Origin of the sequence: Paenibacillus allorhizosphaerae, assembly GCF_042659105.1 — a bacterium.
GTDB lineage: Bacteria > Bacillota > Bacilli > Paenibacillales > NBRC-103111 > Paenibacillus_G > Paenibacillus_G allorhizosphaerae.
The window spans coordinates 362,824-386,188 of the sequence record NZ_JBHSRV010000002.1 but is presented as its reverse complement, the minus strand read 5'-3'; the positions used below and the strand labels follow the sequence as shown (position 1 = coordinate 386,188).

Below are 23,365 nucleotides of genomic sequence, written 5' to 3'. Positions count from 1 at the left end.
GTCATATTTATACTCGTACCTGTCTAGGGCATGCGCCCCGACCTTATTTGCTTTGCTCCGAAGTTACCTGCTTATCGTTGCGTTCGGCGGCGTCCCGCAGCGCCGTGTTGACGTCGGTTCCTTTGGTTACGGCTTCCAAAGCCGCGAGCAGTTCCTTGTTTGCCGTCGCGTTATATTTCGTTTTCAACGTCGGAGCGGCATATTTCTTAGGGATCATCGCTTTCAAATTTTTCCCCTTAACGTAAGGCAAATCCGCGGCGAAATCTTTCATCGCCGAAGTGTCTTTCAAGATCGTAATGTTGCCGGCGCGGGCGGAGAACTTTTGAAATTCATCGGATACGGTATAGCTTAACACTTGGAACGCCGCGTCGCGGTTTTTGCTTGCGCTGGTCAGAAAGAAGTAGGTAGGGTACGACTGCGAGCCAATGCCCGGCTTTCCTTCCCACGTCGGATAGGGTGCGACATCCCAGTTGACGCTTTCCTTATACATCTTCTCGGCGCCGCTCAACGTCAAGAACATCGCGACCGTTTTATCCTTGTAAAACGGACTTTGCTGATTATCCAAATAATACCGGTTGCCGGGCAGCTCGTTGCCGGCGATTTGGTAAAACCGGGCTTGATTTTCAAAAACTTTCTTTATCGGATCCTGTAAAAACAACGCCTTGCCGGTTTTCGGATCTTGCGTCGGCGATTCCAGCTGGTTCAGCATTAGGCCGAAGTCGAACGCCATCGTCACTCCCTTGTAATTCGTACCGCCATCCTGCCGTGTCATTGTGCGCGCCAAAGCGTACAGCTCATCCCATGTAATGCCTTCCTTCGGATAAGGAATGCCGAACTTATCGAACAAATCTTTATTGTAATAAATAATCAATGAACGCGTCCATGACGGCAATCCGTAGATGCCCCCGGCGGCCATCTTGCGCTGAAGCTCTATCGTCGTAGGCTCCAGACGGTTCAGGTCCACTTTGTATTTTGTGATGAGATCGCTGATGTCGCTTTGAAGATTGTAATTCATTAAGTTCACTCCGGTCGATTCAACCACGATGTCGATCGTTTTGCCCGATGTAATGAGGGTAGGCAGCGTCTGACTGTTGACCTGCGGAATAATTTCAAACGTGTACTTCGGGAATTTTTCCTTCAGCTTGTTACCGTATTTGTCCATGAGCAGCTCAAGCTTTTCCCCGGTCGTATCGTAAATGACGACTTCGGCCGGCTGCGCTGCCGGATCTACCACCGGCGTCTCTTCTTTCTTCTTGTCGGCTGCGCCGCCTCCGCCCCCGCAAGCGGCCGTAAATAAACTGAGAACCAACATCCATACCACGATCGTCCATTTCTTTTGCCGCATGTCCATGACCTCCTTCAGCTCCATTCGATGCTGCGGTTCGGCTCTACTTCAAATACGGGGAGGCGAAGTGCGGAAGGTTCAAGCAAAAAAGGCTGCACTTTTTTCCGGTACTGTTCGGGCGAAAGACCGACATATTTTTTGAACAGTCTGCTGAAATGGGACATGCTCTGAAAACCGACTTCCCGATACGCATCCGTTACGGCGCAGTCCCTGTTCAGAATAAATAAGATTTTCGCCTGATTGATCCGGAATTTGTACAAGTAATCAATAATGGTCGTGCCGGTCAGCTCCCGAAACAACCGCGACATGTGATGCCTGTTCATAAATACATGATGCTCCAGCCATTCCAGCGTAATCGGCTCGCGGTACTGCTGCTCGATCAACGATATGACCTTTTGAACGTTCCGCTCTTTGTCCGTACCGTTTGACGCTTTCTCTTCCGACATCAGTTCCATCGCCGCTTGGCATTCGCCGTAAATAAGCCACAGCAAATCGAAAAAAGCGAGTAAAAAACGGTTGAACAGGGCTGTATTTTCGCTGTAGTAATATTTGTGAATGCGCTGCAAAATGGCTTCAAATTCGGTTTTGCGTTCTCCGCGCAGCCGGATGCGCCGGTTTTTCAGCTGTTCGAACGGGCGAAGCGGATTCAGCGGACCTAATGTTTTGTGAAAAATGCGTACGATTTCCGGATAAAATGAAAACATCGATCTTACGTATTCGTTCGCGCGATCGACGATCGGCCCGTGCAGTGTCATGCCGTTCATAATAATCACGTCGCCGGATTCCAGCTCGAATACTTCGTCGCCGATCAAATAATCGCATTTGCCTTTGTGAAAATAATAAATTTCATACTGCGAATGCGTATGAAACGATTTGACGAACGGTGTCCTGTGCTTAAAGTAATATTCATTGAACAGCGGATATCGCCTCGACAAATTCATCGACTCCCCCCCTCCCCGCAAAGCTGGCCGTTACCTACACGAATACCGTAACACAGCCGAATTTCCAGCGCTGTCCTGACGTTCATGCAGGCGGTTCGTCATTTGACTGTATTTGATTTGTTCATTTATATAAAGCTTCCCGTTTACATTAGCGTAACCTGTCAGCGTAGACGGTTGCTTCCTGCTATCTGTCGTGTAACGCCGTTCCCTGCATGAGCTGCCTCCGGTATCGTTCCGGCGTCATCCCTACTTGCGTTTTGAACAGCCTGCTGAAATGGGAAACGTTTTTGAACCCGACCTGAAAGCAAATATCCGTTACCGTATGAGCCTGCTGCATATAAAACAACTGCTTGGCCTGATGAATGCGTCGGCGGTACAAGTAATCAAAAATGGTCATGCCGATCCTTTCGCGAAAAATTTTCGACATGTATTGTTTGCTGATATGAAGCTCGCTCTGCATCATGTCCAGCGTAATATCATCATTGAATGCGTTTTCAATGAACGCTACTACCCTGCGAACGTGTCGTTCCTTTTCGGTTACGGTATACTTCGCCGCCTTCATCGCCGGCTCGCATTGTGCGTACACCATGACAAGCAGATCGAAAAAAGCCATCACCAGCCGGTTGAACTCGATCCAGTCCGAGCTTGCGCGAAACCGTTCGATCCTCCCCAGCGTTTCTTCGCATTCTATTCTCGCTTCACCTGTAAGTTTCATACGATCATGACCGAGCACTTCAAAAGGCAGCAGCAAATCGATCCCGCTGACGTGTCCCTCCAGCCTTCTCAAGTTGGACGGCGAAAATGTCATCATCGTATGTACATTCGACTCCCGGCTTTCCACCCGCATCCCATGCTGCGTCGTACCGTCCGTAATGATCAGATCGCCGGGAGCAAGCCGGATTACGCGGTCACCGAGCAGGAAATCGCCTGTACCTTCATGAAAATAATAAATCTCATACCGCGGCACACCATAGAGCGGATTGCTCTTCTTGCATGTGCACCGATAATGGTATTCATCGAACAAAGGAGGCCGTACACCCGTCATGCTTCCCACTCCCCGTGCGATTGTATCATGCTATTCATAGTGTACCCGGGCCGCTTGCCCGCTGCCAATCCCTGGCCGTTTCGAAAAATCGTCTATAAAATGAAATCCGTAGGTCATGGGGGATAAGGAGTAGATCCGATAGCAAGAATTTAGGATAGAATGTAGAATCATCAAATAATTGAGGTGAACTCTATGAAACGGGAAGATATCGAAACGATTCTCAAAGAGCAGAAATTGTATTTGTCCCAGCTATATTATGTCAAAAAAATTGGAATATTCGGTTCCTATGCACGTGATGAACAAACAGATATAAGTGATATCGATATTTTGGTTGAATTTACCCGTCCAGTCGGCTTTGAATTTTTATGATCGGACTTAGAAATTTATTAATTCATCAATATTTCGGTATCGATCAAACCATTGTTTGGGAAGTGATAAAAAAGAATCTGCCAGGTTTAAAACCAAATCTTTTAAACATTATTCAAGCAGAAGGCAGCAAAGCTTGAAACAAAAAGCACCCTTTCCCAACCAGACCTTGGTTGGGAAAGGGTGCAGTATAAACCAAGTTACAGTACTCTCGCCATCATACGGGTAAAATCGGTCCCCTTATGCCGTATTGTCAGCCCATCCACTCGAACGCTCTCCGTTCCGTCGCAATACCGCGAATCGGCCAAATCCGTGCTCAAGTAGCGCACGGTTAACTCGTACGACCCCTGCTTCGTATAAGGGGTACAGCCCGTACGATTTTGCAAAGCCATTCGGATGGCGTCTTTGATCTCCGCCTTTACCTTACGCGGCGGTTTGATCAGTGCGCTGTGGCGGCCCCAGGCTGTTTTGGTGCAATAGGTGGCGACGTTCCCCAGTTCCTGCTCCGCTTCCATGCAGGTTTTATCATCCCCTGTAACGAGAAGCACGGGCACGCCGTATTCGCCGAGCAGCAGCCCATCGATGCCGATTTCCCCGATCGGCGTTCCGTTCAGTTCCATGGCCGTATAGCTTCGGCTCGAATACGTATGATCCCTCACCGCCCTAAGCGTTCCTGCCATCGCGTGATAGCCGATCAGAAGCGCGCCGTCGAACGAGGAGTCAATGCCCGGAAATCGTTGATCGGCTTTCGTCGCGCCGACGAAATACGTCGCTTCCGGGTGGAGTTGGTCAATGAGGAAATTGAAGCCGGTGGCGTGAATGTCTCTTACGATAATTTCCGTCGCCCCCGCTTCCAGCAGCCCCTCCACGACCGTATTCACCTCTTCCGTCAGCAGCCGGCGGCCTTCCTGGTAATGATACTCGCCCTGTCTAAGCTGCGAGGGCATGACGATCCCCGCAATCCCTTCCATATCGACGCATACATAGATTTTCATCGTTCCCGCTCCTTTTCCCACTGCTGGCGAATCGTAAAGTCACGAACGATAGTGTAGCAAACTTAAAGCCACGGTTCTTTTCTGTGGTTCATCTATTGCCCGGGGCATTTGACCGTCAGGAACATTTCGTTCATCACTACATAAGGAAAAACCGAAATGGTTCTTTTTCATGTATGTGGAGCATCCGCACATTTTTGTTCCCAATAATTAATGTCACTTAACCCATAAGTTTGCCAGTTATGCATGCTTATGCTTCCAATTTACTGCGGCAAACTTATGCTTCCAAAATGAAAAAGCCCTTGAATTCCAAGGACTTTTGCGGAATAGCCAATCGGTTTTCAGAACGTATCATTCAACTAAAGTACCGTTAGACTGACACAGAAACAGCGGCAGCCTTGGATCGGAAAAATAGTCTGATATGCTCCCCATACGGTAGACAGGTGAAACAATATAAAGCCTGCTACGTGGATTGTGCTTTTTTCGTTTACATTAGCCGAAGAAAGCAATGAAACGTTTTACTTTCGTTGCAACCATATCCCCGGGACCTGCTTAACGCTAAAATAGTAAGAGGCAGGACGTCGGCATGCCTCTTGCTATTTTACTTTTTGTTCAGCTTCGATACGAGATACCTTCGAAGTCTCACCCATACGCCAGTAGACGATGAAGCTCACGGCAATGCAGGCAGCTACGTAGTAGTAGAAGAGTGATTCGGCTCCAATGCTCTTGCACCATAACGCGATGAACTCCGCCGTCCCGCCGAACACCGCCACGGTGACTCCGTAAGGGAAACCGACGCCCAGGGCACGGATTTCTGTTGGGAAGAGCTCAGCTTTGACGATTGCATTGATGGAAGTATAGCCGGTGACGATGATGAGACCTATCATCATGAGTATGAAAGCACCAATAGGGTTCTTCATCTGCTCCAAAAACAGGAACAGCGGCACCGTCAGCAATGTTCCGAGGATACCGAAACTAATCAATAACGGGCGCCGTCCGATCTTGTCGGATAGCGAACCGGCGAGCGGTTGAAGTACGACGAATACTAACAGGGCAGCAAAGTTGATCCAACTGACGACCTCCTTGGGTAGTCCCACCGTATTCACCATGAACTTTTGTAAATACGTCGTATAGGTATAGAAAGCTACGGTTCCGCCCAAGGTTAATCCGACTACCGTTAGCACCGCCTTGGGGTGCTTCATCAGAGCCCGAATCGTTCCTGCTCTCTCCCGGCTTTCCGAACCCATTTTTGAGAACTGCTCTGATTCATCCATCGTGCGGCGCAGCCACAATACGGCCAATGCCCCTATGGCTCCGATGACGAAGGGAATACGCCAGCCCCATGACTTCATATCGGGTTCGCTAAGTATTTGCTGGAGGATGATCTGAACACCTAGTGCCACAAGCTGTCCGGCAATAAGTGTGACATACTGGAAGCTCGAGTAAAAGCCGCGGCGGCCGCTGCTGGCCATCTCGGACAGGTAGGTTGCGGAGGTACCATACTCTCCGCCTAGCGATAATCCCTGGAGAAGGCGTGCGACAACCAGAATAATAGGAGCCAACACCCCAATAGTGCCATAACTAGGCGTACAGGCAATGATAAGGGAACCACCGGCCATGACAGTGATGGAAAGCGTCAGCGCGGCACGGCGGCCATGACGGTCGGCGTAGCGGCCCAGCAGCAGACTGCCTATCGGTCGCATCAGGAAGCCGACGGCGAAGATCGCCGCTGTGTTAAGCAGTTGGCTGGTCGGATCTCCTTTAGGAAAAAACTGGGCCGAGAAATACACTGCGAAAGCAGTATATACGTACCAGTCATACCATTCGATCAGATTTCCAACCGAGCCTTTGAAGATGTTGCTTGTGATGCGTCGCGTGTTTGCACGCTCATAGGATTGAGCCATTATTGAAATCCTCCTTAGAAAGCGCCGGTTTTGCCTCTCCTTTTTTGGCCTCGCCAATACCTGTATGCCATGTGTTCATATTAATTAGGATATCGGACGGAACATGAGACTCTGCTATAGTTTACCAAAAGTCCCTTCCTTCGATACGTCCTCGGCACGGTCCGTCCTTTCCTTCCCTACATACTGAGCTTCGGCAACCCATACTCATTTGGAGGCGGTTCCGTCTTTTTCCGATCGTCACCTCCGCTGAACGACCTCATACACCCTTAAATGATACCGCTTTCATTAACAATCGTGAAGGATTTGACCATATTGGTACTTTTGGTCTTTTTGGTCTTCGCCGTTGTTGTTAATCTTGCTTTATAAACACAGATATTTACTTTCAATAAGTGTTGATAATTATTCAGCCGAACGCTCAGTCGGTTCCAGTCAAGCTGCACAAGCCTACAAGCTTCACTTGAAGCAACTGCTCGCAAAATATGATCTGGCTTGTGCACAGTTGCAGGACGTAGAGCGTGAGATTGTTTCTGTATTAGAACGCATTCACTTCGCTAAGTCCATGCTTGCCGTCAAAGGGATTAGTGCCATTTCGCTTGCCGGTATTCTTGGTGAGGCTGGTGATTTAAGCGGCTTTGTCCATGGAAATGCCCTGCTGCGTCATGCCGGACTTAACCTTGCTGAGGCAAGCTCAGGTAAATGGACCGGGCAAATGAAGATTAGCAAGCGCGGACGCTCCCGCCTTCGTCGATTCCTCTTTATGGCGACCTTGAGTCTTGTGATGAATAATGATGAATAATCCGGAGTTTCGAACCATTCACGCCAACAATGTACACGTAAAGAAGATGAAAAAGATAAGGTCGATTATGAAGCTTTGTGGTAAACTCGCGCGAATTTTGGTTGGTATGGCACGCACCGGTCAGGTACATCCCTCATAAACATTGCCTCTTCAGCAGGCTGCTTAAACTCAGTTATACCGTTTCGTTGCACGTAGATTGGCTGATTCGCAGGATTTCAATAGAAAGCACGGAGTATCGGATACATTGAACCAAAGGGCACCGACCCGTACCGTTAGCAAGTCCGGCCTCCACCCCTTGGACAGGTGTAACGAAGGAATGAAAGGGCTTGGACCCGTTGAGACATGGGAGTGAGAACCTCCGAGGGCGACGTGGAGAATGCGTGCAGCATATGGAAATATCTGGGGCGAGAACCTCCCCCCTTTATTTACGTGCCATTCATGTTGCCAAAGTCTATAGCGGGTCACTTTCCTGAACTTTCATTCCTCATAACAAGGGAGAAATCCTGCGAATTTGCGAGCATTCGTGAGAAAACTAAATCGTACCGAGGGAGTTCAAATAAGTTAAATCTAAATAACATTGGACTAATTGTTAACCACTATTAAATCGAATGATGTCGGTGGACGCAGAACTGTAAAATAGTAGTCCCCAGCCGAGTCCCATCGAAGATGCCAATCCAAATCGTCGGTACCCTCTCTAATATCATGCCTATGGCGGCGAAGTTCGGGTGGTACATCCACGAGAACTGTAATATGGTTAACATTGGATAGTTCAAGGAGGGAGCTATAAATACCATCAAGGATAATTACCTTTGAAGGCTCAATCGTCACCAAGTGCGATGCCAAGCCGTTGCCAGATGAAAAAGAAAAAGGATGATATTGAGCTTTCCTACCTTCTAACAGAGGTAATAATGCTTCATTACGCATACGTTGCCAGTCAATGCAACGACGGCATTTTTGCTCCAATGAGTATGTATCCCAATCGTTGTCAGAGACAGTTGCATCAAAAAAGTCATCGCATTGAATTACTGTTGCACCGAATTGCGAAGTAACCTCAGCAGCAAGCGTAGATTTGCCTGCCCCACTTCCTCCATCCAAGGACACTACTAAAGGATATTTGTCAATCAGACGGTGATTAATTGCAGAAACAATTGACTGAACGGCTTTCAGTGAATTATGTGACAAATGGTTCTTTTCCACATTTAACACTTCCAAACTTTAAAAGAGATTTTGAGGTAAGCATAACTGCTTATCGGTGTCGTCTACAAGTTAAAACTACTTTATTACGAATCGTCGTTGGTTGGTATTTTAAGCATTACTGTCCGTTAGCGTAACGGAGATGCCTATAGATGCCGGCAGCCGCGTTTCATTTGTTTATTAAACTCGTATCGAGAATGTCGATCTGTTTTTCTAATAAAAAACTTTCAATTCCATCCTTTAGCGATGACCAGGTTCTTTTTACTATTAAAAAACCTATTTAATAAACCCAATTCCTTTTTACGTTTGAGATTGAGTTTTACACCTTCGATCAATAGTCTTGATCTTAATTCGTCGCGACGATTTAGCGTGTGTAGCCTCTTTATGAACTGCTCGTCCATATAGACCATCTCCCCAAGTGTTTGTAATACAAACAGGAATTTCTGATTCTGACATAATTACATTATATCTTCGCATCGGAAAAAGTTTGTCACATTGTAGATGAGTACGACACTTGTATTGTCGACAAAAATAGGTAATACAAACAAGCGGAAGTAACCTCCCGGTCTCATTAGCATATGGCACGTTATTTGAGCAAATAAATGGGATCTGCTGCGTGGTAGGCAGCGATCCCATTATTTCACTATCGTTCCACGTTAGCGGAAGAGAACAGTGTCCTTACGAGCAGTAAGACCCGTCGTCAAATACACGTTAATGTTGTCCAATTCGCGGTGGTAGATTGAGCGAATGACAGGTGGAAAAAGAAGCCGTTCTACCACTCCTGCGAGTCCGGGCTTGCTGGGGAACTCTGTCGCCAAATCGACATGGCAATGCCTGCCGTCATTGGATGGCTTTAACGTCCAAGTGGTCGTGACGCCTGCTGTGTCGTCCTGCTCCCGAATCACACGCCCCGGCACTGGTTCCGTGACCGTCATTTGTAAAGACGACCTTACTCCCATTACGTTCATATTTAGGTGAAACACAGTACCGGAGCCGCTTCCGCCTTGTAGCACCTCAAGCGTTTCGAATTGTTTGGGCAGGATGCCGAGATGCACCTTCATGTCGGTAACGACTCTATAGACGGCCTCATGCGGCGCGTCGATCATGCGGGCGACCGCAACTTGATAAGTTTTCATCCCTGTTTCCTCCCATCTTCTACTGTCGCATCCATTATGCTATCGTTACCCGTTAGTTCAGTCTAAACTCCATTCTTCTACTTTTAGTTGCCATTCCGATCGACTCGTAAAAATGGATCGCATCTTGATTCTTCTCCGATACTCCCAATTCAATACTATCAACTTTGAGGCTTCTCCCAAAGTCAAAAACATATTCCATAAGTCTTCTTCCTATACCCTTCTTCCTTTTCGCATCTGCAACACATAAACTATTTACAAATAAGACCTTCCTCGCATTAACAAACGAATTTTCAGGTATTTCTTCTTCCTTCATCACAACAAATCCAATCATTTCTACGCCTTGAGTAGCCACAAAAATATGCTGCTTATCATCAACTAGCTGGTTTTTAAAGAATTCTAGACCAACTGGAGTCGAGTTCTCTTTATACAGGTCTGGTCGTTCGAAAACGTGCAAATCATGCACTTGTCGAAACAACGGTAATAAAGACTCGTAATCATCTTGATCAGCTGTTCGGATAAAAATATCCATAATTTCTCTACCCCCGATATTCGTTTAATGGATATTTTACCATTTATCTAAATAATTGTAATTATCCTGCCTGTTACTTCAACGAACATAAAAGAGGAGCTGTCCTTACGGCAGCTCCATACTATCGTAGACTGCCCTGTTGTTACTGTTCTTCTATCGCAACAAAGAGTGCTTAAGCATCTTCTCTTTTGTTTGATTTAAATGCTTTTCCGCACCATGAGGATGTAGCGGTTCACTCCATGAGAAGCCATCTCCTTCGTATCTTGGTATCAGATGCATATGGTAATGGGTTAGGTCGTTAAATTTACCGCCATTTTGACATATGCTTATGCCATCTGGTTTAAAAGAATCCTTAATTACTCTTGAAAGTTTTTGTGAAGCATCCATGATTGCATAGGCAATCTCCGAATCAATTTCTTCGATATCCAAATAATGTTTTTTAGGAAGGATTAAAATATGTCCCTCATTGAAAGGTGCGATATCAAGCACGCAAGTAACTAAGTCATTTTCATATACAATGTTAAGATTTGGTTCAATACCGTTAGCAATCCTACATCCTAAGCATTCCATGGACAGCACTACACCTTTCTGTATCAACTATATCCATTAAATTCCACATTGACATAGAACTATCCTGCCAGTTACTTCAACGATAAGAAGCAGGTCGCCACGGCACCTGCTCCTGTTCTTATGATAATGTAACGCGGCTGCCGATCCACGCCGGTAGCCGCATTTTAGTTGTTATTGAGCTATCGTTCTCACGTTAGCATATTGCGATCACTGGCAGTGATACACTCCCCCAGTTAGTTCTTCAAACCTACCTACTGGATTGTGGCGATTGACCTCCGAACTCTTTTTTTATGCCCAGTATGATGAAAGCGACATAGATTAGGATGGCAATCGAATCGATTAACGTATCCGTAAGTGCCGAAACATCATAAAATGCCGTTACGCCAAGAATGACCATCAGACGAACGAGCAGAAGTAACACGATCATCCATGCAGCAGACCGGATCTTCGATCGCTCGCTTTGAAATGACAGGATAATGAATACAACGCCGAAGACCAGATTCTCCGCAGTGATAATGTGCCAGACATACCTAAATATTATCCGTGTATCCATGGCTATATCATTCACAAAGAGCTTCGGCAGTACAGCGGATTGCCCGTTCCATGCGTGCGTAATAGCAAACAGTATCGCAAGAACGCCAGCAATCAGATAATAATAATTCTTAATTTTGATGTCCGTCACAATCCTCCTTAGTTATTCCAGGACCCTTCTTGTGTAGATCCCGGTAAATCTCTCGAACGAACACTGCCAGCCGCTGGTCACTTTCATGATTAAAGTCCCTTAACGTTTCAACTGCTACGTCTAGCAACTGACTGACCTTTTCAAGATGTGCAATTTTCTTGCGCGGTTCTGCTTTTTTGGCATTAAGGAATTCAGCGACCTCCTGGCAATAAGCAGAATCTACACTCTGCATTCTGTGAAACTGAAACTTCCCTTTGATTTCTTCTAGAGAAAAGTCCGCATACTGCATGATTTGAATATTCATCAAATTGATGAGGTCATTCTTAGAATACCTGCGGTAAGAATTGTGTTCCCGGGACGGCGATACGATTCCAATACGGTCATAGTAACGAAGCGTATCCTTCGGGATACCAAGTATCCGTGAAACCTCTTTTATAGAATATTGTTTTTCCATACATTAAAAATAACAATGGAGTAAACTCCAATGTCAATACATTTTCACTATTTTTTCACGCGGTATTCAAGCAATCCTTTTAACTATCTGCCCGTCCGTATTGTCAGTTCATAAGGGGGTTATTACGGATGTTTTGATTTAATAACATCAAACAGGAGCTGGCCTTGCGGCAGCTCCTCACTATCGTTCTCCGTTAATGCTAAGACGGAACGCTTTCTATGCATTCATTATCGTTTGATTGCTTTGATCACGGCAGAGGCAATGTAGTCCTCCACCTTCGACCCAGGAACCCAATCTTTAATAAACGTTCTGGATTCCTCCTTCGGCTCGACCACTGCATCCTGAAATCCACTTTTCGTTAGCATCGCTTTCAGCTCGTCAACAGACGAGGCACCGGATATGCACCCCGAATATAAAACATCCAAGTCGTTTTTGATTTCTGCCGGAAGTTCTGCCATCATCACGACATCGGAAACGGCCAGACGACCACCGGGGCGCAGAACGCGGAACGCTTCATGAAACACTTGCTGTTTATCCGGCGAAAGATTGATGACGCAGTTGGAAATGATGACATTTACCGTTTGATCCGGGACCGGTAAATGCTCGATTTCCCCTAGCCGAAAATCCGTGTTCGTGAACCCTCCTTTGAGGGCGTTGTTACGGGCACGACTCACCATTTCCGGCGTCATATCGACCCCGATCACATGGCCGGTTTCCCCGACTTGTCGGGAGGCCAGAAAACAGTCGAAACCGCCGCCGCTGCCGAGGTCCAAAACCAATTCTCCCGGTTTAAGCTCCGCAATGGCTTGCGGATTGCCGCAACCGAGACCAAGGTTTGCACCTTCCGGCACAGCGGTTAATTCTTCGGATGAATAGCCCAACTGCGAAGACACGTCATCGGCCGATCCGCAGCAGCTTGAAGCTGGCGAGCAGCACGAACCTGACTCTACTTCTTGCAAGGCGATTTCCTTATACCGGCTGCGTACATTTTGGCGAATTTGATCGTTCGTTACTTGATTCATGAATCATCGCTCCTTCAAGTTTTTTTATAAAATCAGCAGCAGCTAGGTGTACAACAAGCTGTTGTGTTTGCAATTGTGAGTTGCCGTCTCCAAAGGAACCGGTTCGACAACTCCTTGGGCATTTTCCATTTCCAGGCTTCCCGTGCGGAACGTTCTATTTCGAGCTGCTGTTGTTTCATAAGGTATTCCGCGGCTAACCAATTGAAGTTCATGGGAACTTGCCTCCCTAAAGGTGATATTTCACATAATGCCGTAGCTTGCGAACAACGAATTTCGCGTCCGGCCCCACCCCCCTTAATGTGGCGGAAGCAAAGGAACGCTGTCCTTCCAAGCCGACATAATACAGTCCCGGAACGGAAAGGCTGATTCCTGCTGTCTGTAACGGTTTCCCTTCGGCTTCAAGTGCCCCGATGGGCTGAAGGTAAGACAGATCGGGACGATACCCTGTCGCAAAGATGACGGTTTGTACTGGTTCTTTCGTTCCGTCTGGCCAGACAAGGCCATCGGAGTAAAAAGAGGTAAACATGGCCCGTTGATCCGGATTACCAGCCTCTAATCTCTCTCTGTAATCATTTAAATCGACAACGGTACTTGGACTTGGGGGCTTTTTGCCAAATCGCCAGAATGGAAAGGTGTCCAAGCCAAAGGCTCTGATCCAAAAATGCAGATCAATCCCGAACACTTTTGGTTTCATGAGCTGAACGGGCCGAAGAACGGCGAGCGATGTATGGCTGCTGTCGGCAAGCTCTACCGCAATTTGAACCGCAGAATTTCCGCGCCCGACGACCACCACTCGTTGCCCCCGGTAACGATCCGGATTTCGATACGCGGAAGAGTGGAGGACTTCCCCTTGAAAGACTTCCCTTCTGCTTATGTCCGGCGTATAGGGATTATGAAAGGAGCCTGTCGCATTAATGATCGTTCGCGTCTGATAATCGTCTCCTGCTGCCGTTCGGATCGAAAAACCGTTCTCGCTTTTCTCCACGGCAATAACTTTCTGGTTCGTCCGGATCGGTAAGTCAAAGCGCTGGGCATACTCCTTTAGATATTGAATCACTTCGTTTCGCAATGGATAATATGTTGTAGCTCCGGGTATCCTCATACCTGGCAATGATGACAACCGCGCTGGCGAAAACAGCTTTAAACTATCGTAATAATGTGGCCAAGAACCGGTTGCCTGCCCGCCTGCTTCTAGGATCAAAAATTTCAGGCCGTTCTTCTTCAAATAATATCCGGAAGCAAGACCGGCTTGCCCGCCTCCGATGACAATTGCATCTAAAACCGGTGTCATCTAAAATCCCCCTATGAATATTATTTGCAATTTGCAAATATTTAAGAAAAAAAGATCACCCACAGGGGGTTGAGCAGCATTGGCCCGATTTCGCCATCGCTTCATTCAAAAGCTTGATCGAGCGAATGACGGTATCTTTTTCAAAATCGTTCATGTGCGAAAAGATTTCGTTTAAATAGTCGTTCATCTGCTGGTCAATCGACGCCGCAACATATTTACCTTCCGTCGTTAGGGAAAGCAGATTTACCCTCCGGTCGCCGGGATCGGGGGTTTTCTTCACTAATTCCATCTTGATTAACGATTGGACTTGTCGGCTGAATGTCGTTATGTCTGTCCCTAATGCCTCTGCTACTTGCTGTATGGAAGGCTTATGCTGGCGATCAATTTCGTAAAGGATATGGCTTTGAATTAAGGAGATGTCGCAGCCACCGGCAGAACAACAGTTTTTATTCAGAAAGCCAAAGCGACGAGTCATGATTTGAAATAGTTCACGTACATTTTCCACGGTGCTTCACCTCATGAAACAGTTATACACCATTTGCTTGCAATTTGCAAATATATAATTAGCCTGTATCTCAGAAAAACGGGTTGTGAGGGGGCACAAAATTTCGGTATTGACTTTTTATTATATACAAATAACAATATGGTTATATGGTTTTTTGTGTGGGGTGATAATCATGACAATGGAATTTGAAAAGATAGCGGATATTCTGAAAGCTCTTGCCGATCCGACAAGGCTGAAAATCCTTTCTTTGCTCCGCATTCGCGATTGCTGCGTGTGTGAACTGGTTCCCATCTTTAACATTTCCCAGCCAGCCATTTCTAAACATGTAAGTCGTCTTAAAACGGCTGAATTGGTCCACGAAACGCGAAAGGGGCAATGGGTGTTCTATTCGATCAATGAGAAACGGTTAGAGGAAATTGGTTATGCTTTGTCCCATTTGCCTGATCTATCCGAGGAACTGCGGAAATTGGAGCAACAAGGACTGACGGTTACATGCGAGTAAGGGGGGTACAGCAAGTGAGCAAGCAAGAGAAAAAGCGACTCTCTTTTTTGGATCGCTATTTGACGTTATGGATTTTTGTTGCGATGGCGTTAGGGATTGGCCTAGGCTATGTATTTCCTAACTTTGTCGCCGGTTTGAATGAATTTCAAGTTGGAACCACATCGATACCGATTGCGCTTGGTCTCATTTTAATGATGTATCCGCCGCTGGCGAAGGTACGATACGAAGAAATCGGCCGTGTTTTCCGAAATGGCAAGGTGTTAACCATTTCATTGATTCAAAACTGGCTCATTGGCCCGATCTTAATGTTTTTCTTGGCCATTATTTTTCTCCAAGGCTACCCGGAATACATGGTCGGCCTGATTATGATCGGTTTAGCCCGTTGTATTGCAATGGTCATCGTTTGGAACGATTTGTGCAGAGGGGATGCCGAGTACGCGGCGGGACTCGTTGCTTTCAACTCGATTTTTCAAGTTTTACTTTACTCCGTCTATACCTATATCTTTGTTACGATTTTGCCGGGATGGTTTGGGTTGGAAGGCGTCGTTGTTGACATTACGATGTCCGAAGTCGCCAAGAGCGTGTTTATTTATTTAGGGATACCGTTTGTGGCCGGAATGATTACTCGCTATTCGCTTGTAAAAGCAAAAGGGCTGTCCTGGTACGAAACGGTCTTTATTCCGAAAATCAGTCCCATTACACTCATCGCTTTATTGTTTACGATCATCGTCATGTTCTCGCTGAAAGGCGAAATGATTATTCAATTGCCTTTAGATGTCGTGAGGATCGCGATTCCGCTCTTCATTTACTTTGTCGTGATGTTCTTGATTTCATTTTTCATGGGCAAAAAAGCCGGCGCTGGTTATCCGGTGACTTCTACACTGGCATTTACCGCCTCGGGGAATAACTTCGAGCTGGCGATTGCCGTTGCCGTTGGGGTATTTGGTATTCATTCCGGCGCAGCATTTGCGGCCGTCATCGGTCCACTTGTGGAAGTCCCCGTGATGATTGCCTTAGTCAACGTCGCTCTCCGATTTCAGCGGAAGTATTTTTCAAAGCAAGCAGCTTAATATAAACAGGAGGACTCACCATGTCAGATAACAAAAAACTCGTTTATTTCCTTTGTACGGGAAACTCTTGCCGTAGCCAAATGGCGGATGGCTGGTTGAAGGCTCTCGGTAATGATCGCTACGACGTAAAAAGCGCCGGGTTGGAGGCACATGGGCTGAATCCCCGTGCCGTACAGGTGATGAAGGAAGCCGGTATCGATATTAGCGGCCATACATCGGATGTCATCGATCCGGAGATTTTGAATCGGGCTGACTATGTGATTACGTTATGTGGCCATGCAGACGAACATTGTCCGGTGATTTCGAATAAAAGCGTTGTGAAATGGCATTGGGGCTTCGATGATCCAGCCAAGGTCATCGGCACCGAGGACGAAATTATCGGTCAATTTCGAGCGGTTCGGGACGCAATAAAGTCTCGAATTGAAAAGTTTTTAGTCGAAGGTCGTTAAATTTGCAGGAAAAGCTTTCCTAACACCGAATCAGCCCTACGAATGGTGAGGTTTTTCATTTCAAAAATGGTGTACCAGTAAATAAAAAGCTTTCCCCATCTACATAACACGATATTGGAAGGAACTAGATCATTGTGCAATACGCCAACGGATCGATTGTTCGACTTTTATTATGTTGCGCGTCTTGACGAAACGGTTTCCCTCCTTGTTCATTTCATATTTGCGGGAAACCTTGCGCTGCAACCGGCGCATACGTTTCTCCGTCTTTCTCGTAGCGGAAGACCTGTTGATGTTCTTGAACACCATTCCGTTACTGCATACCGTCAATTCCTTAATGCACACGTCTATGCCGATGGCGGCGTTTGTTCTCCCTGTATTAAGGGAATTGCTCATTTTTCAGAGACTATGATTTACTAAATTTCGTTCAAGAATTCGGAAAGTCTACCCGTCTTATGGCGAAGTATTCTCGCTGTTTTAGGTTGGCTCATCGATAAGAAGGCAGACTGGCGGTCCGCTTTCCGCGCGCCGTTTGCGTCTGATGCTGTAAAATCGCATTGCGGTAGGTACACCCTTAATTTCAAGATATCAGCTCTCTCAGCCGGTATTCAAAATAAGAATCCCCGATATATTGCTCACAATAACCAATCGCTTCCCCAATTAGACGGGCTGATTTAAGGAAGCCGTTATCGCCGACGTGGGTCCTTAGGTCGTCCAACTTCTCCATCAGGTATTGATCATAATAATCAGCAGGTACTGTAAGAACTTCGTTGTCTTGCCAAATTCGCAGCACTCCGGTTTGCTCCGAGATTGTCTGCCATTCTTGTCTCACTCGTGTAAAGTCAGCAATAGACAGCTTGCCGCTGCCGTCTATGCGGACAAGTGCTTCTTGAAGCTTTTTCGTAGGAATTTCTCCTGAGTGCCTATGGTTGATGAAGGCATCTGGGCGGTTGTAAAGCTCCTCACAGACTGCACAAGCATCCCATACCGAAATAGAATTACGTTTGTTACGCATCAGATAAATCGCGTGTCGCATCCATGCGTTGCCACAGGTCCAGACAATCACTTCTGCCTGTTCCGGAATTTGCTCCAGCTTATCAAGAAGCTCATTGTATTCTTCTTCGAATTCAGTATAAGCTTCGAATGCTTCTGTGATATTGTCGCGGAACCAGTTGCTCCGCGCCTTCCGTCCTTCCGGCGAGTCCAGACCGTCGAGCGGACCAATGGGATAATTCTCCCGCAACGTTATCAGCTTGTGCGTTTCCGCCCAGCCGAGTCCTTTTAGTGCCAGTTTCATACTGCCCGCAAAGGAATCGCCCACAACGATATGGACATGGGTACAGGCCGGCATAGGGTACCAGACCGCCTTTTTTTCCTGGAGTCCCATCAATTCGTCATACAGCTCAATCAGTTCGGTAACCGCCGCTTCAAGCGTTCCTTCCTGCTCCTTAATCAACTTGATTTTCGCCAAAATAAGCCTCAGATACGGCTTTAATTCTCCCTCTCCCAAGCTATCGGTCGCCTTTTTGATTGCTAGAATATCTCTCAAATCCGTTCCTCCTATTTCGTATTCGCCTCAGCCAATCAACGAAAGCTCGGTAAATAGTCGTTTGTCGGCCTCCGATCAGCTTTCGAAAAGCTCTCCGGCTGATTTAAATGTTTTATTCCTGCTTATAAATTCTTCTACTTCTGATAATTTTGCTGGCCGATAACCTGCACCGCTGCATCCGCAAGAATGATATATGAACCCATTGTCATATAACAGTTCTACTTTTGTCCATTGCTTCTTATCATCTTGCCTTGGTGCCTTGAAATCATGACCCATATCCTACATAAATTCGCCGCATTGGGGTCATTGATATTGCCTATTTTCCTACAATTGCAAATTCCTATAATTGGCCAATTGTTACTTTACTCAAAAGGTCATTTATTTGACCTTGAATAACTGATATGCTACGGGAACTATATTCGATAATAGGCTTTTGCCAGTTAGAACTTTGCTGTTCTGAATCATCTACCGATGCAATTACCTTTACCGTATATCTTCCTTCAGCTTTACCCGATGGATACCATCCTAAGTCAATAATTCGTCCTCTATAATCACATGACAAGTGTAACAAATCCTCATTTAAGTCCATCCAGTAGGGAAATGAATCGTCAACGAAATCCTCTGTTGGTAGCTCCAGAAAATGGTTGTAACGAATTACCCAACCGGAAGGTATCCTCAAAGGTACAAGTTAACTCCCACTCGTGTCCTCCGTTCTATTGTTTGCCATCCCGTTATCCAACTAAATTATTTCACATTACAGCAAGGGCTTCGCTTGTTCGATTTTATCCACCAGAATGCCGTCGACGCCCATTCGTTTCCACGACAAAATATGGTCGGAAGTAGTGTACCCGACCGTGCCTTTGGCGGAGGAACCCGACATAACCCAAACCTGCTTGCCGCTCGCTTGAACCAGTCTCACCAAGTCTTCGTCCAGCCATTCCTCCCACAGGCGGATGATGTCCGCGTCCGTGTCGATAAATTCCGTTATCTGTTTACGCGAAGGCGCAAAAGCGAGGACTTTGATCTTGTCGTTAAAAGCTTTGACATCGCTAACATCTCCGCTGGTCGTTACGCCCATAACCACCTTATCCTCATAGCCATGGATGCGGATGATATCCAGGATACGGACAAGCCGGTCGCCACCCTCCTTCACATGAAACAAGATCGGAGCAATTCCGCTGACGAGCACATCCTCCAAAGTATGCGGATGGTAATGATCCTTGCATACATATCGAAGAGACACAAACTGCTCCGCCGTCAGGTCCGCTATGCGGGCAGGATTACCAAACAGTTTTAAAGCGTTGTTGTCGTGACTGATGACCGGAACTCCGTCTTTTGCAAATCGAATATCCAATTCTACGTAATGTGCGCCCGAATTCAAAGAGTGACGTGCGGCATCGATCGTTAATTCCGGGAATGAATCCGTTCCACCCCGGTGAGCTATTAGTAACATACTCAAAACTGATTTCCCCTTTATCAGATAATAGATTAGTTCGCCTTCTCTTGATAAGCAACCTCAATTCAACCCCGCGGTGCCCAAAACATGATAGAAACGCTACAATGCAAATAGCGACGCCCAGCCAGTCGTATAGATCGGATGTCTTCTTATCGACAAGCCACCCCACAGAACGGCAAGAACGATAAAAACGCCGCCGCTGCAGCATAGACGCGTCCGAACAAAAGTAAGCTTTGTAGCGTCGGAATGATGCCGTATAAAACGAGTATTAGGCTGCCTGCAATCCCGTACCACCAGGGTCTGGATTTCCGCAACCATACTCAAACCATATAGCCTCCGCCGATTTCAGCGAGTCCGGCCAGCATAAAGATGAATGCGGCTAACAGCATGATGCATGCTCCTATAGCTTCCTACAAGGTAATATCGATTTCTCCTGAATTATTTCGCTGAAGGTGATCGCTGTAAATCCGATCACTGGCGATGCGACGTTCGAACATGACAATGTTTTTTTTGCCGCGCACCATGGCTATCAAGGCTCCGATCAGGATAGCAAAGGAGATTACTTTGATCCCTCCCCCGGAAGAACCCTGCGCGGCGCCGATAAACATCATGATGATCATAAAAAATTGAGTCGTCTGACGAAGTGCTCCAAATCGGAAACGGGGATCTCTGTGTACTCAATGCCTTGAATGAATACGTTATTGGCGGTCTGCAGATGTTGATTGTTCACATACATCACCGTACTATATGCCGTTACTGGCAATAATTTGATTTACTGTTCGTAACGCAGAAGAGATCGCACCTTCAATCCAACCGGGAAAAAGACTTGTATTATCGCCAGCAAAGTAAATTCTACCTTGTTCGGCAGACAGTGTTGGGAGCATTCGAATCATCTGTTTCGGCTTATACCAAGCATACGCACCTCGGGAGTAAGGATTATGATCCCAAGAAAAGACCGTCCCACCTTCATAATTATACGACAATTCAGGAAGCACCTGTTTGATTTCTGATACAGCTGAATTAAAATTACCAGCTCTAGATATTTCTCGCGCCGATTCACCGGAGGAGTACGAACAAATTAACCCCCTCCTTGATGCCGTTTGAGTGAAGGTAGCATCAAGCAACCATCCAATTTTCAGATCTGTATTTACTGTAGTAAAGGAACTTAAGTTGTGCCAGAATCTAGTTCGGCTTTGTATGACGGTACGCGTAACAGAAGTAGAAAGTTGATTTTGAATGACATCATTTTTTTCTTTGCTAAGTGGCGGAGAAAAATGAATTGTACGCAGGACTGTAGAGGGAATGGCCACAATGACCCGATCACAGCATATAGTGAAAACTTCGCCAGAATTATTAAATTGGATAGTTATTCCTTTATTACTATGTTCAATATGCGTCACAGCACATCCATAACTGATATTAGAGCCAATTGTTAGGGCAAGCTTTTTCGGTAATTGATCCATTCCACCTACTATAGTCTGTGTACTTCTTTCGGAACTGGTCATTTTTAGGTCAAGCAGTCGCTGTAATGCAGATACTTTGCGAATACCATCACCTAACATCTGCATATATCCAATTTCAAACAGCTTAATCGCACCCGAAGATGCTCCTTGACCTTTAAGATATTCTTCCATTGTCATTGAATCGAGCTGTACCGCTTGTTTTGTGGGCCAGCCCGGCAAAAAAGGATTACCCGTCGCTTTAAGCCCCGGCTTAAGATACTTTTCCAACATTCCCGCATATCCTAAAATTCTTTCCTCGGCTGTAAGTGAAACAGGCCATAGTGCAGGTTCATCCGGAGAATCTATTATTAATCTCCCATTGATATATGACAAACTTCTATTGGGGACTGGTAAATTTATTAATTGAACCCCGACTTGCTGAGCATAACTCAATGTGAGAAAATGATGCGCTCCAATGAAGGCAGCCCCCATTTCACAAAACATTCCGTCGGCAAATTGATCCCGCATTGTGTATATGCGACCGCCCGGTTGACTATTTGCCTCTAATAGACGCACGTTATATCCTTGTTTCATAAGCTCCAAAGTGCATACCAACCCCGCCATCCCTGCCCCAATAACTACAATACGCTCAGGAAAACGACCTATCACCATAAAGTCCGATTCCTCCAAATATTACTTTTATATACATCATGCGTGTTTATAATCCTTTAGTTCATAGGCACTTCTTATTATCCTATGCTGTCCTTTGCTTCAATAAAACAATAGAGGAGCTGCAGGAGCTTATGGAGTTTTCAACTTTCCGCCGTTGATTGGGAACCGTCAACTTCATACACATGGTCCGCAGCGCAATTTCCCCGGATATTCAAAAACGTGACCGGCCTGCTTCCGAGTCAATACCGCATCCAGTTTCGCGGCGGGAAGGTATAGTACTTTGAGATGAAAAATCCCCAATTTATTACGGGGATCTTAATGTGTCGTCGGACATCCGGCGCGCGCAGCCCACCGAATACATAATTGGTGTGCCCAGTAGCACCGATTATCGCTAATTTCATAAATGCGATACCTCTATCCATTGTTTGATTAAAATGCCTAATAGCTGGCTATACTTTAAAATCATCAATAATCAGAGGTGTAAAATGAACATCGTTTTCCATTTGATTTCTGTTATACAAAACTCCTATTTATTAATTGGGGTTACTATGGCTATTTTTTTCGCTTTAAAGTCTGTTGCTGGATTCATTAAATATAAGATTAAGAGTAAATAGGTCTGAGGTATCTTAATATTCAAAGCTGATCGTCACTTTTTGATATTCGCAGCTAATCCCGAAGATTAAAATTTTGTTGAATATATTTATACTCACAGGGAATTTTAACAACCGCGTTAAAAAACTAAATTATAGGAGTGCGACTAATGGGTATCTTTTCTGGTAACCAAAAAGATGAACCATTACATTACGGGGAAATCTACGATTTATGGCAGTTTTCAATGACGGGAAAAGGTTGTCTTTCTGCAACCCGAGCATACCATTATCATGCTGAAGATAAAGATCTCAAGAAAATACTTGACGACATCATTAACCAGGCTGAGCTTGAAATAAGTGAGTGTGATACTATTTTAATAAATAATGGTATCGTGCCTTCCCCTGCTTTACCTGAAAGACCAGAAACTAAATTAGAAGATATTCCTGATGGTGTAAAGTTCTCTGATCAAGAAATTGCCGCTATGGTTGGTGCTGATACTTCCCTAAGTTTGATCGCTTGTAGTCAAATTATGGGTAAGGCAACACGTGAAGACATCGGAGCTTTATTCGCTAAGTACCATGTAACAAAAGCTGCAATTGGTTTGAAAATCTTGAAGGTGAGCAAGGAGAAAGGCTGGTTGGTTCCTCCACCCCTTCAGATTAAAAGACCAGAACTTGTAGAAGTGTAACTCAAAATGGTGCGATAAGGAGAGGGCAACCTCTTCTTTTTAGTTACATAATATTCATGAATATACATTCATATCCAACGGTATAAAAGCCTATTAATTTTACGTTATGGTCCCTTTTGGGGCCATAATGTATTTCAATATTCAAACCGGTCCATTAATTCAATTTAATACTTTGCT

Annotated in this window: 23 protein-coding genes and 5 pseudogenes; 7 read left to right on the top strand and 21 right to left on the bottom strand. The window is 45.8% G+C overall.

The window, feature by feature from the left end; translation table 11 throughout:
• Positions 1 to 43: 43 nt before the first annotated feature.
• From ACFQI7_RS10330 to ACFQI7_RS10320, 3 genes are all read right to left on the bottom strand, one after another.
• Positions 44 to 1,345: an ABC transporter substrate-binding protein gene (locus tag ACFQI7_RS10330; protein ID WP_218099335.1), complete on the bottom strand. Its 1,302-nt coding sequence runs from the start codon at positions 1,343 to 1,345 to the stop codon at positions 44 to 46.
• Between the two features lie 14 nt (positions 1,346 to 1,359).
• Positions 1,360 to 2,286 (bottom strand): AraC family transcriptional regulator, encoded by a 927-nt coding sequence (locus tag ACFQI7_RS10325; RefSeq protein WP_218099336.1) that lies wholly within the window; start codon positions 2,284 to 2,286, stop codon positions 1,360 to 1,362.
• A gap of 184 nt (positions 2,287 to 2,470) precedes the next feature.
• Positions 2,471 to 3,331 carry a helix-turn-helix transcriptional regulator gene (locus ACFQI7_RS10320; RefSeq protein ID WP_218099337.1) on the bottom strand — a complete coding sequence of 287 codons (861 nt, stop codon included), beginning with the start codon at positions 3,329 to 3,331 and terminating at the stop codon, positions 2,471 to 2,473.
• A gap of 192 nt (positions 3,332 to 3,523) precedes the next feature.
• Here ACFQI7_RS10320 and ACFQI7_RS10315 point away from each other — a divergent pair.
• Positions 3,524 to 3,670, top strand: a pseudogene (locus tag ACFQI7_RS10315) (nucleotidyltransferase family protein); the annotation flags it as partial.
• A 26-nt stretch (positions 3,671 to 3,696) separates the two neighbouring features.
• Positions 3,697 to 3,837, top strand: coding sequence for a HepT-like ribonuclease domain-containing protein (locus ACFQI7_RS10310; RefSeq protein WP_218099339.1), 141 nt, complete (start codon positions 3,697 to 3,699; stop codon positions 3,835 to 3,837).
• Between the two features lie 60 nt (positions 3,838 to 3,897).
• Here ACFQI7_RS10310 and ACFQI7_RS10305 read toward each other — a convergent pair whose 3' ends face one another.
• Together ACFQI7_RS10305 and ACFQI7_RS10300 are read right to left on the bottom strand one after the other, a co-directional pair.
• On the bottom strand, positions 3,898 to 4,692 hold the full coding sequence (locus tag ACFQI7_RS10305; protein ID WP_218099340.1) for a M55 family metallopeptidase: 795 nt from the start codon (positions 4,690 to 4,692) through the stop codon (positions 3,898 to 3,900).
• A gap of 593 nt (positions 4,693 to 5,285) precedes the next feature.
• The gene (locus ACFQI7_RS10300) at positions 5,286 to 6,593 is read right to left on the bottom strand and encodes an MFS transporter (RefSeq protein ID WP_218099341.1); all 1,308 of its coding nucleotides are present in this window, start codon (positions 6,591 to 6,593) and stop codon (positions 5,286 to 5,288) included.
• A gap of 406 nt (positions 6,594 to 6,999) precedes the next feature.
• Between ACFQI7_RS10300 and ACFQI7_RS10295 the strand changes: the two are divergent.
• Positions 7,000 to 7,528, top strand: a pseudogene (locus tag ACFQI7_RS10295) (transposase); the annotation flags it as partial.
• Between the two features lie 443 nt (positions 7,529 to 7,971).
• Here the strand turns inward: ACFQI7_RS10295 and ACFQI7_RS10290 are convergent.
• The 9 genes from ACFQI7_RS10290 to ACFQI7_RS10250 form a co-directional block, all read right to left on the bottom strand.
• The gene (locus ACFQI7_RS10290; RefSeq protein WP_218099342.1) at positions 7,972 to 8,586 is read right to left on the bottom strand and encodes a uridine kinase family protein; all 615 of its coding nucleotides are present in this window, start codon (positions 8,584 to 8,586) and stop codon (positions 7,972 to 7,974) included.
• 653 nt (positions 8,587 to 9,239) lie between these two features.
• Positions 9,240 to 9,719 (bottom strand): SRPBCC family protein, encoded by a 480-nt coding sequence (locus ACFQI7_RS10285; RefSeq protein WP_218099343.1) that lies wholly within the window; start codon positions 9,717 to 9,719, stop codon positions 9,240 to 9,242.
• Between the two features lie 52 nt (positions 9,720 to 9,771).
• Entirely contained in the window at positions 9,772 to 10,248 is a 477-nt protein-coding gene (locus ACFQI7_RS10280) for a GNAT family N-acetyltransferase (protein WP_218099344.1), read from the bottom strand.
• A gap of 153 nt (positions 10,249 to 10,401) precedes the next feature.
• Positions 10,402 to 10,818, bottom strand: a complete 417-nt coding sequence (locus tag ACFQI7_RS10275) for an HIT family protein (RefSeq protein ID WP_218099345.1) — start codon at positions 10,816 to 10,818, stop codon at positions 10,402 to 10,404.
• A gap of 247 nt (positions 10,819 to 11,065) precedes the next feature.
• Complete coding sequence (locus ACFQI7_RS10270) at positions 11,066 to 11,500, bottom strand: hypothetical protein (protein WP_218099346.1); 435 nt, start codon at positions 11,498 to 11,500, stop codon at positions 11,066 to 11,068.
• The gene (locus ACFQI7_RS10265; protein WP_218099347.1) at positions 11,481 to 11,954 is read right to left on the bottom strand and encodes a MerR family transcriptional regulator; all 474 of its coding nucleotides are present in this window, start codon (positions 11,952 to 11,954) and stop codon (positions 11,481 to 11,483) included. The genes ACFQI7_RS10270 and ACFQI7_RS10265 overlap by 20 nt, the downstream gene beginning before the upstream one ends.
• Positions 11,955 to 12,181: 227 nt before the next feature.
• On the bottom strand, positions 12,182 to 12,976 hold the full coding sequence (locus ACFQI7_RS10260; protein WP_218099348.1) for an arsenite methyltransferase: 795 nt from the start codon (positions 12,974 to 12,976) through the stop codon (positions 12,182 to 12,184).
• 226 nt (positions 12,977 to 13,202) lie between these two features.
• Positions 13,203 to 14,267 carry a flavin-containing monooxygenase gene (locus tag ACFQI7_RS10255; protein WP_218099349.1) on the bottom strand — a complete coding sequence of 355 codons (1,065 nt, stop codon included), beginning with the start codon at positions 14,265 to 14,267 and terminating at the stop codon, positions 13,203 to 13,205.
• 55 nt (positions 14,268 to 14,322) lie between these two features.
• Positions 14,323 to 14,772, bottom strand: a complete 450-nt coding sequence (locus ACFQI7_RS10250) for a MarR family winged helix-turn-helix transcriptional regulator (RefSeq protein WP_218099350.1) — start codon at positions 14,770 to 14,772, stop codon at positions 14,323 to 14,325.
• A gap of 178 nt (positions 14,773 to 14,950) precedes the next feature.
• Here ACFQI7_RS10250 and ACFQI7_RS10245 point away from each other — a divergent pair, with 178 nt between their 5' ends.
• Genes ACFQI7_RS10245 through arsC form a run of 3 tightly spaced genes read left to right on the top strand, consistent with a single transcriptional unit; the run spans position 14,951 to position 16,793 of the window.
• Positions 14,951 to 15,274 (top strand): ArsR/SmtB family transcription factor, encoded by a 324-nt coding sequence (locus ACFQI7_RS10245; RefSeq protein ID WP_218099397.1) that lies wholly within the window; start codon positions 14,951 to 14,953, stop codon positions 15,272 to 15,274.
• Between the two features lie 14 nt (positions 15,275 to 15,288).
• Positions 15,289 to 16,344 carry an ACR3 family arsenite efflux transporter gene (arsB, locus tag ACFQI7_RS10240; RefSeq protein WP_377516778.1) on the top strand — a complete coding sequence of 352 codons (1,056 nt, stop codon included), beginning with the start codon at positions 15,289 to 15,291 and terminating at the stop codon, positions 16,342 to 16,344.
• 20 nt (positions 16,345 to 16,364) lie between these two features.
• A complete protein-coding gene (arsC, locus tag ACFQI7_RS10235; protein ID WP_218099352.1) occupies positions 16,365 to 16,793 on the top strand; it encodes an arsenate reductase (thioredoxin) in 429 nt (142 codons plus the stop codon).
• A gap of 147 nt (positions 16,794 to 16,940) precedes the next feature.
• Here arsC and ACFQI7_RS10230 read toward each other — a convergent pair.
• From ACFQI7_RS10230 to ACFQI7_RS10200, 7 genes and pseudogenes are all read right to left on the bottom strand, one after another.
• A pseudogene (locus tag ACFQI7_RS10230) lies at positions 16,941 to 17,186 on the bottom strand (transposase); the annotation flags it as partial.
• Between the two features lie 184 nt (positions 17,187 to 17,370).
• Positions 17,371 to 18,339, bottom strand: coding sequence for a DUF1835 domain-containing protein (locus ACFQI7_RS10225; protein ID WP_230414990.1), 969 nt, complete (start codon positions 18,337 to 18,339; stop codon positions 17,371 to 17,373).
• Positions 18,340 to 18,679: 340 nt separating this feature from the next.
• Complete coding sequence (locus ACFQI7_RS10220; protein WP_218099353.1) at positions 18,680 to 19,018, bottom strand: hypothetical protein; 339 nt, start codon at positions 19,016 to 19,018, stop codon at positions 18,680 to 18,682.
• 75 nt (positions 19,019 to 19,093) lie between these two features.
• Positions 19,094 to 19,792 carry a glycerophosphodiester phosphodiesterase gene (locus ACFQI7_RS10215; RefSeq protein WP_230414998.1) on the bottom strand — a complete coding sequence of 233 codons (699 nt, stop codon included), beginning with the start codon at positions 19,790 to 19,792 and terminating at the stop codon, positions 19,094 to 19,096.
• A 68-nt stretch (positions 19,793 to 19,860) separates the two neighbouring features.
• A pseudogene (locus ACFQI7_RS10210) lies at positions 19,861 to 20,184 on the bottom strand (YnfA family protein).
• Between the two features lie 21 nt (positions 20,185 to 20,205).
• Positions 20,206 to 20,439: pseudogene (locus ACFQI7_RS10205) on the bottom strand (potassium transporter TrkG); the annotation flags it as partial.
• A 99-nt stretch (positions 20,440 to 20,538) separates the two neighbouring features.
• Entirely contained in the window at positions 20,539 to 21,909 is a 1,371-nt protein-coding gene (locus ACFQI7_RS10200) for a flavin monoamine oxidase family protein (protein WP_218099356.1), read from the bottom strand.
• A gap of 760 nt (positions 21,910 to 22,669) precedes the next feature.
• Here ACFQI7_RS10200 and ACFQI7_RS10195 point away from each other — a divergent pair.
• The gene (locus ACFQI7_RS10195; protein WP_218099357.1) at positions 22,670 to 23,188 is read left to right on the top strand and encodes a DUF3231 family protein; all 519 of its coding nucleotides are present in this window, start codon (positions 22,670 to 22,672) and stop codon (positions 23,186 to 23,188) included.
• Positions 23,189 to 23,365 lie beyond the last annotated feature (177 nt).